This window comes from Tropicimonas sp., from assembly GCF_047971885.1.
Lineage (GTDB): Bacteria > Pseudomonadota > Alphaproteobacteria > Rhodobacterales > Rhodobacteraceae > Tropicimonas.
On record NZ_JBKEAE010000193.1, the window covers coordinates 1 to 9973 of the forward strand.

8 protein-coding genes and 1 pseudogene are annotated in these 9973 nt (G+C 66.4%); 3 read left to right on the top strand and 6 right to left on the bottom strand.

Annotated elements, in window-relative coordinates; genetic code table 11:
* From casA to repA, 5 genes are all read right to left on the bottom strand, one after another.
* Positions 1-1516, bottom strand: a 1516-nt coding sequence (casA, locus tag ACK5IR_RS16260) for a type I-E CRISPR-associated protein Cse1/CasA (RefSeq protein WP_416930347.1), incomplete at its 3' end; no start/stop codon positions are given.
* A gap of 511 nt (positions 1517-2027) precedes the next feature.
* The gene (gene cas3 / locus ACK5IR_RS16265; protein WP_416930349.1) at positions 2028-4631 is read right to left on the bottom strand and encodes a CRISPR-associated helicase Cas3'; all 2604 of its coding nucleotides are present in this window, start codon (positions 4629-4631) and stop codon (positions 2028-2030) included.
* A 22-nt stretch (positions 4632-4653) separates the two neighbouring features.
* Positions 4654-5850 (bottom strand): plasmid replication protein RepC, encoded by a 1197-nt coding sequence (gene repC, locus ACK5IR_RS16270; protein ID WP_416930351.1) that lies wholly within the window; start codon positions 5848-5850, stop codon positions 4654-4656.
* A 191-nt stretch (positions 5851-6041) separates the two neighbouring features.
* Positions 6042-7022: a plasmid partitioning protein RepB gene (gene repB, locus ACK5IR_RS16275; protein WP_416930353.1), complete on the bottom strand. Its 981-nt coding sequence runs from the start codon at positions 7020-7022 to the stop codon at positions 6042-6044.
* A gap of 2 nt (positions 7023-7024) precedes the next feature.
* Positions 7025-8242 (bottom strand): plasmid partitioning protein RepA, encoded by a 1218-nt coding sequence (gene repA, locus ACK5IR_RS16280; protein ID WP_416930355.1) that lies wholly within the window; start codon positions 8240-8242, stop codon positions 7025-7027.
* Between the two features lie 236 nt (positions 8243-8478).
* On the opposite strand from repA, the gene ACK5IR_RS16285 reads away from it, so the two are divergent.
* From ACK5IR_RS16285 to ACK5IR_RS16295, 3 genes are all read left to right on the top strand, one after another.
* Complete coding sequence (locus tag ACK5IR_RS16285) at positions 8479-8721, top strand: type II toxin-antitoxin system Phd/YefM family antitoxin (protein WP_416930356.1); 243 nt, start codon at positions 8479-8481, stop codon at positions 8719-8721.
* Positions 8718-9122 carry a type II toxin-antitoxin system VapC family toxin gene (locus tag ACK5IR_RS16290; RefSeq protein WP_416930358.1) on the top strand — a complete coding sequence of 135 codons (405 nt, stop codon included), beginning with the start codon at positions 8718-8720 and terminating at the stop codon, positions 9120-9122. The genes ACK5IR_RS16285 and ACK5IR_RS16290 overlap by 4 nt, the downstream gene beginning before the upstream one ends.
* A 213-nt stretch (positions 9123-9335) precedes the next feature.
* Positions 9336-9677 (top strand): DUF1403 family protein, encoded by a 342-nt coding sequence (locus tag ACK5IR_RS16295; protein WP_416930360.1) that lies wholly within the window; start codon positions 9336-9338, stop codon positions 9675-9677.
* On the opposite strand, the pseudogene ACK5IR_RS16300 reads toward ACK5IR_RS16295, so the two are convergent.
* Positions 9652-9870: pseudogene (locus tag ACK5IR_RS16300) on the bottom strand (SDR family NAD(P)-dependent oxidoreductase); the annotation flags it as partial. The gene ACK5IR_RS16295 and the pseudogene ACK5IR_RS16300 overlap by 26 nt on opposite strands.
* Between the last annotated feature and the right edge of the window lie 103 nt (positions 9871-9973).

A 9973-nucleotide genomic window follows, 5' to 3' on the forward strand; every position in this document is an offset into this window, starting at 1 on the left:
CGCCCAGATCGACAGCCAGCTTCGCCCGGCTGCCGAAGCTCATCACCAGCCGCCGGCGCGCCTCGACGATGCGCCCGGCCCGCGCCGGGTCATGGAGCGGCACCGGCGCGGCACGATCGAACGCCGCCAGCGCGGCACGCCGGAGCAGCGCCAGCCAGCACGCGGCAAACTCCGCCCGGCCATGATCGCCGAAGGGCCCCGGCCCCGGCTCCGCCGCCTGCGCCTCGGCCAGAATCTCGTGGAACGCCCGGTCGGCGGCGTCCAGCACCTCACCCGAGACCGCGTCGAGCACGCCCTTGCCGGTATCGGCCGTCCCGTCGCCGAAGACTGCCCGCCTGACATGGCGGCGTGTCTCGAACGCCGCCTGATCCGCCGCGTTCGCCATGTCGACGGCCAGCGCATCGAGATCGTATTGCCGCCCGGCATCGGCCACCAGATGCAGCGGCAGTTCCGCCTCGAGGAACGACACCGCCTCCATGTTGTTCATGTTCCAGCCGGCCACGCGCAGGCGCGGCTCCGGGTGCTGCTGGCCAGCCGTAAGCCGGTTCTCGCGCTCCTTCAGCGCCCGGACATTCCCGGATCGCAGATCCCCCACGCGGCGCGCCACATCCACCCAGTCCCGCGCCCGGAACACCTGCGCATTGGGTTTGACCGAATAGGGCTCGGAATCGGGTTTCACCTGCCGATAGGGCGTCATCGGGTGCTGCCAGAGCCCGTAATCCAGCCCGTGCGGCTTCTGCACGAAGCCGGTCACATTTCCCTGCCCGTCCGCCATCAACGTCATCCGCCGCGGCATGCCGAAATGGCTGTGCAGCGGGTGAAACCCCGGCGTGTCGGCATGAACCTTGCCCTTCACCCGGCGCGGCCCCAGCCAGGCGAAGACATCGCGCAGATCCCCGACCGGCGCGATCTGCGGCGCCAGATTGGCCCAGACCTTGCGCCACAGCGGCACCGGCGCCCCGCCCGCGCCCTGCGGCACCACCAGCACGCTCAGCGGCCCGCCGCCGCGCATCGACGTCATGTTGCCCGCCCCGCCGGTCGGCGCAAAGGCCTGAAGCGTATAAAGCGCCATCGCCGCTTCCGCCGGCGCCATCGCCGCAGTCCGGCCGCGATGGGTCAGCAGATCGGAAGTCTTCCTCTGGCCGTTGGCGCCGGGCGTGTCGATCAGCAGCGCTTCTATCGGTGTGGGATCGCCGTCGAGCCCGCCGAATTCCTGCAAAAAACGCGCGCCGTCGCCGAACAATTCGAAAGCCGGCGCCAGAGGCGCCAGACGCGCCGCCCAGTCCGCCGGCGGCGTCGCCCAGCCGGCGCGCCATTCCACCAGCCCCATCGGCGCCAGCGCAACCGATACGATCCCGATCAGAAACTCGAAAGCCGCCGCGTTGAAATCGCCGCGCGGCCAGTCGGGTTCGACCGCATCTTCGGCGGCGAACAACCCGGTCAGCCGCATCACACGCCGCCCCCCATCCGCAGTACGGACAGGCAGGAACGGATCGGTCAGCAGGTTGAAGGACATCACACTACTTTCCATATACTGAATAGGATGCTACGCCATAAATCAGGCGTAGCAAGGTGGCCGTGACACAATGTCAGAAAGGCTACGTTACGTTATGGGGGAACCATTTTCATACCTCCGTTGGCTTTGCGCGGCATCTTTTCCAGGGACGTGCGCCGACTGGGGTTAAAGGAGCTGACGAGAATTCTCGTCAGCTCCTTTTTTGGTAACGGAGATCCAACTTCTCGTCAAGAGAAGTATGTACTTGCTATGCAAGAGGAACATAATCCTGACCTTACGTGGTCTCATGGCGCAATGCCGGCTTGGGAGTTCTCTTTCGAGATCGCAAGCCAGCCGTTAGTCCGGGCCAGTCTTGAGATTATCCTCCAAATTCCAGCCCGGACTTAGAAGGCCGCTGTCAATAGCCTGCCGGAAGTCTATCCAACCATCCCCGCGTGGGCGGGGAACACATAGGAACCACTACATGCATCGCATGGACATACGGCTCATACCCGCTCAGCGAGTAACCCTTTCAAGATAAACGATCCCTGCCAGCAGACAATCCCATTACCCGGTCATAGCGGAGCGGCCGCTGGCCGGCGTCGTCCTGAAGCATCACCTGCCCGTCATCAGCCACGATCGCCACATCGGGCTCCCAGTCGCGCCAGTCGGCGCGGGCGGCTGCGGCGGCATCCGCCACTTCGGGCGCGGGTTCGAGACCCGCAAGCCACTTTCTGCGGATGGCGATCTCCGAACGTGGCCAGGCCTGATCCGGGCCCGGCGCCCAGGGAACCGCCCTGCCCCGCTCCAGCCGCGCCAGACGCCGCACCGTCACCGCTTCGCCCAGCCTTGTGCCGATCTCCTGTTCGGCGGTGACGGGATGGGCGCCATAGCCCGCGTCCAGCGTGACGGTGTTCAGTCTGGCGAGCGTGCTTGCGCCGTGGCTGTCGCCTTCGGCCTCCGTCGCGCCGCGTTCCAGCCCCGGCGGAACGGGCGCGGGCGCGTCGCCATAGACGGCCTCGATCAGGCTGCGCAGGCCGCCCGCCACGCCCGGCGCACCGGGGGCGACAATCCGCCCGGCGCCAAATACCGCCTGCGCGCTGCGCCACATCACCGCCGGATCGCGATAGACCGCCGCCGCCTTTCCCAGCACCGGATCGAGCCAGCCCGCCCCGACCGTTTCGTCCGGCGCGGGCGAAAGAACATGCAGCACCGGTTCGGGAAGGGGGCGCGCGCCGCGCGGATGGCGCCACAGCCGCCCGGCGCGCTGGATCAGCAGGTCGACCGGCGCAAGGTCGGTGAAGATCACGTCGAAATCGACATCGAGCGATTGCTCGACCACCTGTGTGGCCACCAGGATCCGGCCCTCCCGCCCCTGCCCCGTCTTGCCAAAGCGCGTCAGCGCGCGGGCCTCGATCTCCTGCCGGTCGCAGATGGCGAAACGGGCATGGAACAGCTCTGCCCCCGGCAGGCGCGCCGCCATGGCAATGGCCTCGTCCACCGCGTTGCACAGCACCAGAACCGCCGCCCCCTGCCCCGCCGCCGCCAGCGCATCGGCGGCAACCGCCTCGCGGCTGGTGGCGCGGGCAACGCGGACGGTGCGTTCCGATGCCGCGGGGATGTGTTCGGCGCTGCGGTGATGCCGGGCCGCCAGCGTGGCCAGCGGAAAATGGTTGACATCTGTCAACTCCACCGTTCGCGGCGCAACACCTCCGCCGGAGTTGACAGCCGTCAACCCGCCCGCCGCGCCGGTGAAGGCCGAAACCAGATCCACCCGCCGCCGCTGCGGCAAGGTCGCCGACAGCACGATCACCGATCCGCCCGCCAGGGCATGCGCCTCCAGCAGGCGCTGCAATTCGATGCCCATATAGGCATCATAGGCATGTGCCTCGTCGACGATCAGCACCCGACCGGCCAGCCCCGCCAGCCGCAGGGCCGAAAATCGCTTTGGCAGCACCGCCAGCAGCGCCTGATCGACGGTTCCGGCCCCGACATCGGCAAAGAACGCCTTGCGGCGATGATCGGCGATCCAGTCGTTGCACTGTGCCTCGGCGCTGTCGGGATCGGCATTGCGGACAGTCCGAAACGGCGCATTCATCGCTGCATGCCCATGCGCCAGTACCAGCGACGGCAGGCAGCCCCCGGCAAAGAGCCCGCGATGCGCCCGAACCAGACGTTCGAACATCGCATTCGCCGTCGCTTCGGTCGGCAGCGCGAAATAGAGGCCCTCACCCTTGCCGGCCGCCATCATCCGGGCCGCCAGCACCAGCGCGGCCTCGGTCTTGCCGGAACCGGTGATATCCTCGATCACCGCAATGCACGGGCCTTCGGGAAGGGCGACGGTCTCGGCCCATCGCTGCATCGGACGCGGGTCCGCCGCCGCCTCGGGCGAAATTGCCGCCAGACCTGGGCCGGGATTCGGCAGGCCCGGCAGCAGGCCCTTGGCGGCAAGCGCCGCGCGGGCGACCAGGCGCATTTCCCGGAAATAGGACGGCAGGTCGGACGGATCGCCCGGCCCGAAGAATTCCGCATCCGAGCCCACCCAGTCCGCCAGCGTCACCAGCCCGGCCGATTGCCAGGAAATCAGCCGGATCAGCGCGGGATCCGAGATCTCCAGCGGTTCGATACCGGCAGCATCGAGAACCGCGACCGCGATCTGTGCGGCCGCGATCCGCAGCGCCTCCTGAACCGGGTGATGCCCCCGCCACGCCCAGTCGTCCGGCGCCGGTGGCTGGCCGTGATGACCGGCGGAGGGCGCCAGAAGCGCCGCCAGATCATCCCCGTCGAGCGCCGGGAAAAGCCGGTCCAGAACCGGTGCCAGATCACCGCAGGCGAATAGCCGCGCGGTCAGCCGCCAGTGCCGGATTCGCGGGACCGCAGATGGAAAGACCAGCGGTTCCGAACAAAGATCGGCGCGCAGGCCCTGGAACGCATCGCTGCATTTTCCCAGATCGTGCAATGCCGCCAGCGCGACCCGCAACTGCCCGAGCGTTTCGGCGGGCAGGCCGACAACAGCGGCCTCGCGGGCGAGGCGGTCGGGCAGGGCGCTGTTCAGCTCCGCCATGACCGCGGCCACATCGAGAAGATGCGCCGGCAGGGATTTCACCCCGGTCTCGAAGGTCTTGGCCCAGATCATGATCGCACTCCGCCGCTGCTGGTCAGGCGGCCCGTCGGGACGGCGCGTTCAGCAATGCCATCACCATCGGCCCGGGACTGAAACTGCCGGCCGCCGACTTGCGCGTCAATGTCCGCAGATAGGCGCCAGGCGATGCGATGCGGTCCGCGCGCTGGAGAATGCACGCTGTCACGATCGCGGCGTTGCAATGGCCCATCTGGGTTGTCGCTTCCCCCCAGGTTTCGGCGGAAATGCCCAGCCAGGGACGGATCTGATTGACGGCACCAAGAAAATCCCGCCAGTGGCGGATTTCCTCTGGCAGATACTCGCTCAGGTTCGAGCAGGCTTTCTGCACAAGGTGGAGCGGTATTGGCGGGTCGTTTTCAGCCAGAGCGCTTGCCGGTTCCTGCGCGGTTTTGGCCATTTGCCGGCTTTCCTGGCAGGATTCAGATTCGGGGATATTGTCTGAATTGTGATAGTGCCGCTCATTCTGGCTGTCACTGCCGCTCGTTTTCGAAGCGGTACGTCGTGTTTCCAGAAGGTTATCGACAATTCCGCGCAGCCGCTCGACGTTTTTGGCCAGCGCCGAGAGATCGTTTGGCGACAGGCGCCGGCGCAGCGCCCGGCGCAGCGCCGAAAGCGGTTCGGCCACATCGCTGCCGGGCACCATGAGCCCGGACTGCGTGGCATAGGCAATGAGCTTGGTTACGTCGCGCAACCCGAGCACAACCGCCTCGCGCTGACGGCGCAGCGCCTCGGCGCTGTCGGCGGCCTGTTGTGCGGCCCCGGCGATTTCCCCGGCACGGGTCAGCAGCGGGCGCAGGTCGAATCCGAAGGCGACGGCGATTCTGCCCTGACGATCCCGCGCGGCGTAGCGCTTGCCGTTGGGGCTGTCGTGACGCGCGATCAGGCCGGCTTCGACCAGCGCGGCGATATGGCGGCGCAAGGTGGCCTCGGCCATGCCGTGGGCGCGCAGGGCAAGCGTCCGGTTCGAGGGGAAGACGATCAGCACCCCGCTGTCATCGAGCGTATCGCCGGGCAGGAAGCTCAGCAGCGCGTTGAGAACCGTCAGTGTCCGGCCGGAAAGGCCGAATGCCAGACGCGCGGCGGTGAGGTCGCGGAATATCTGCCATTTGCCGGCGGAAGGCCGCAGGGCAGGGGCCTCGGCGTGGGCACGGGCAGCCAGTTGGCCAGCCGTCACCGGCCGCCGCCCGAAGGACGTGGTTGTGAGTCGTTGCATGGGTCTTTCACAGGACAGAACTTTCCCGCCGCCCCAAGACGTGAGTTGACAGCCGTCAACGATGCGGACTATCAAGGAAGTGCTAGATCACTTGAGAAGTCCTTCGGAGTCATGTCCGGGGGGCTTTTCTTTTGGTTCCGCCTTTTTGTGCCTCCTTGGTTACTGCTCGGTCATCACACCGCACGGGCCGGTTACGATTTCTTTTTATCGTGTTGTTTCAGCCAGTTGCGGTGAATTTCGCTAAGGTTCGCGGCCAGCCATTCGTCAAAACCCCCGGCGCCGGCATGGGGAATCGTCACGGTTGTCGCGCCGCGTCTGCGTGTCAGGCGGCCGATTTCGGCCCCGCTGTCGGACCGCAGGACAATTGCTTCGCCGCCCGCTTCGGCCGCCGCCTGTCTGCGCAGGGGCAGGGTGAGCGCATTGAGAAGCGCCTCGAAACGGTCGTTCGAGGTCGGTCCGCCGGCAAGGTTTGCATGTGCCATGGCCGTATCCGGATCGGTGCCGCTGACGCGCAAAGCCTCGACCAGCTTCAGCCAGCGGTCGCGGCCGATCGCCGGCGCGGCGCCGATCACCGCGATCAGGTCGGGGCCGAGCGCATCGGCCACCTGCAACAGGCGGCTCATCTGCGTCTTGTCGACGTTGAGCGCCTCGCAGATCACCTTGCGCCCGTAGCCGGCATCGCGCATCTGGCGTGAGAAATTGGCCTTTTCGATGAAGGTCAGATCCTTGCGGACGGTGTTTTCCTGCCCCTGGGCGACCACCAGTTCGCGATCGTCCAGATCGCGGATCATCGCCTTGACCGGCTGCCCCAGATCGCGCAGCGCCAGCACGCGGCGCCGGCCATAGACGATCTGATAGCGCTCGGGGTGGTCGGGATGCGGGCGCACCAGCACCGGCACCTGCTGGCCGTGTTCGCGGATCGAGGCAGTCAGGGCGGCCAGTTCCGTGTCGTCGTCCAGCCGGTCCACCAGCCCGCCCCGGTCGATGAGGAACGGGTCAATCTCGGCGATGGCGCGCGATTTCAGCTCGGCGATCGACTGGCTGACCGCGCCGATGGCGCCCCTGGAATAGCGCGGCCGCTGCGAGGCGGCGGGCGGGGCAGGGGGCTCGGCCCCTTCGGGCTGCGCCTTCTGATCGCCGATCAGCCCCTGAAGCAGGTTCTTGCGTGCCATCGCTACCTCCCCTCGGCCACCGGCACCCGCCCCCAGGCGCGCTGGATCAGGCCCTCGATCTCGCCGTTGACGGCGTTCAGGCTTTCCATCGCGCGCTCATAGGTCGTGCGGGTGAACTGCGATTTCTCGATCTCGTAGAGCGTCTGCTTGGTGATGCCGGCGTCGGAAATCGCCGTCGATTTCAACATGGTATGGTTGAGCACATGGTCGCCGAACATCGAGCGCATGAAGCTGACCATCTGGTTCTGCGGCCCGTCGCCGGGCTCGTAGCGGGTGACCAGATAGCGCATCCAGTCATAGGACATGTCGCCGCCGGCATCGGCGACAACACCCAGAAGGTTCGATGTCATCAGCAGGAACTGGCACATCGACATCACGTCGAGCATCTGCGGATGCACCGTGACCAGCACCGCCGTCGCCGCCGACAGCGCCGACATGGTGAGAAAGCCGAGCTGCGGCGGGCAGTCGATGACCACCAGATCGTAATCGCCCTCGACCCCCGCCAGCACATCGCTGACGCGGGTGAAAAACAGCTTGTTCACCCCCTGCGCCAGCACCATCGGCGTTTCGTGTTCGAACTCCATCAGGTCGAGATTGCCCGGCACGATATCGAGATTGGTGAAATAGGTGCGCTGGACGATCCCGGAAAGCGGCACAGGATCGTCGTAGCGGATGGCATCGTAGAGCGTTCCGCCGTCGAGCAGGTCGAATTCGGGCTGGAACCCGTGCAGCCCCGAAAGGCTCGCCTGCGGATCGAGATCGATCGCCAGGACGCGATAGCCGTCGAGCGCGCATTTCTGCGCCAGATGGGCCGATGTCGTCGTCTTGCCCGAGCCGCCCTTGAAATTGATGACGGTGATCACCTGCAGGTGGTCGCCGGCGCGCCGACCCGGCATGTAGGTGCCCGGAACCTTGGCGCCCTTCTCCAGCAGCCGGCGCAGGGCCTGAATATCGTCGGGCGAATAATAGCGCCGGCCGGCGGCACGGATCTCGGGCGAGGGGCCGCGGCCCTCCAGATGCAGCTTGCGCAGATAGGCATCCCTGACACCGAGCAGGTCCGCCGCCTCGCCCGAGGTGAACCGGCGCAATTCCTTCCTTGCGTCGGGCGGAAAGAGCTGCGCACGATGCGCCTGAAGCCGCTCGGAGAGCATTTCGGCATGCGTACCGACCAGCCGGTCGATACGGTGGGACGCGCCGAAATCGGGATCTGCCTGTGCCATTGTCTTCTGCTCTTGTCTGCCGTTCCGCCCGCTGCCGGTCTCCGTTTGTTACGGTTTTTGCCGGTCATTTCACTTATTGCCGTTACTATGTGCACAGGGATTCGGATTCGGGCAAGCGTTTTCTCGCTCACACGACCTGCCGGGGCCGGATCGATCCGCCATGCCGCGTCTTGTCCTGTTCTTGACCTTTGCGCCGGCAGGGTGTATCTAGCCAGATAGCTAGACAGGAGATGGCCGTGCTGACGCTTCAGGATGCGAAGAACAGGTTCAGTGCCGTGGTCGAGGCGGCGCTGGCCGGCCGGCCGCAGGCGGTTTCGCGCCGCGGCAAGCCGGCGGTGGTGGTGGTCTCGGCTGCCGAATACGCCCGCCTTGTCGAGGCCGCGAAAGCCCGGCGCGAAAGCTTCGCCGAGCATCTGATGGCCTTTCCCGGCAGCGAGGTCGAACGGCTCGATGCGGTGCCCCGGGATGTGGAATTTTGATATATATCCTTGATACAAACGTCATTTCTGCCGTGCGCCGCCCTGATCGCGCCCCCCGGGTGGCTGCCTGGCTCGCCGCGCAGGCAGAGGAAAATCTCTATCTGAGCGTCGTCACGCTGGGAGAGATAGAGCGTGGCATCCGGCGGCAGGAGCGCCGCGACCCGGGTTTTGCCGCCGATCTGCGGGCCTGGCTCGACCGTACGGTCTCGGTCTTTGCCGACCGCATCCTGCCCTTCGGGGCCGGGGATGCGCTGATCTGGGGCCGGCTGTCGGCCGATCTGGGTCATCCCGGCGCCGATCTGATGATCGCCGCGCAGGCCCTTGCCCGCGACGGGGTTGTCGTCACCGGGAACGGCGCAGATTTTCGTGCGACGGGCGCGCGCCTGCTCGATCCGTTCTGAGCCGGTGACCGTATCCGGAACAGGAGCGGAGAGGGCGCCCGCGCGATCGTCGCTCCCGATCCGCCGCCTTGCCGCCGCTTCTGCCATCTTTCCACAGCCTGTCATATTGCTTCCGATAAGGCAAACTTATCAGAGGCAAGGGCCGGCGTACAGTGACGGCGGATGAAAGGGATTTCGCCACTCGAAAGCGCCGCCATGGGATAATCTTGTGGCATGACATTCCAGTCCACTGCCATCTCCGGCGACCAAACCTTCCTACCGAAAGTGCCGGGCTGGGTCACCTCCTGGCGGGCAGAAACCCCTGAAACAGTGGCCTTTCGGTCGGGGGCGGTGCTGACGGTACTCGATCAGCTGATCAGGGATACCAAGCATAGCGTGCCGGTGAGATTGCTGGCCAACCAGTTGGCGCTGAGCGCGGCGACGGCGACCTCGAAACTGGAAGGGCGGCTGGCGCGGGAGGCGGATAACCGAAGGACGACAGGAAGGCCTTGGAGGGACCGTAGACGCCTTCGAAGGGCGTTGGCGTGGTGGCCGAGAGCGAGCTCACGAGCATGATCCTGCCACCGCCCGCGGCGACCATCTGCGACACCAGCGCATGGGCCATGCGCACCGGGGACAGGATGTTGAGGCCAATGAGCCCCAGGTGTTGTTCGAGCGAGATATCGGAAAAGCTGGCTCCGCCGGTGGCGATGCCGGCGTTGAAGATCACGATCGCAGGTATGCGCCCGGTGATCCGGGCACGCGGCACGCGGACCGTCTCGGTCCCGAAGGTGCCGGTAAGCTGCCGTTCGCGGTGCCCATGGCGATACCCTTTCGCGGCCCCGGCGCCACGGTCGTAGCGAAGACGACCA

Coding starts and splice junctions, on each gene's coding strand:
- cas3 (WP_416930349.1), bottom strand. CDS start 4,631: ATGATCTGGGCCAAGACCTTCGAGACCGGGGTGAAATCCCTGCCGGCG.
- repC (WP_416930351.1), bottom strand. CDS start 5,850: ATGCAACGACTCACAACCACGTCCTTCGGGCGGCGGCCGGTGACGGCT.
- repB (WP_416930353.1), bottom strand. CDS start 7,022: ATGGCACGCAAGAACCTGCTTCAGGGGCTGATCGGCGATCAGAAGGCG.
- repA (WP_416930355.1), bottom strand. CDS start 8,242: ATGGCACAGGCAGATCCCGATTTCGGCGCGTCCCACCGTATCGACCGG.
- ACK5IR_RS16295 (WP_416930360.1), top strand. CDS start 9,336: ATGACATTCCAGTCCACTGCCATCTCCGGCGACCAAACCTTCCTACCG.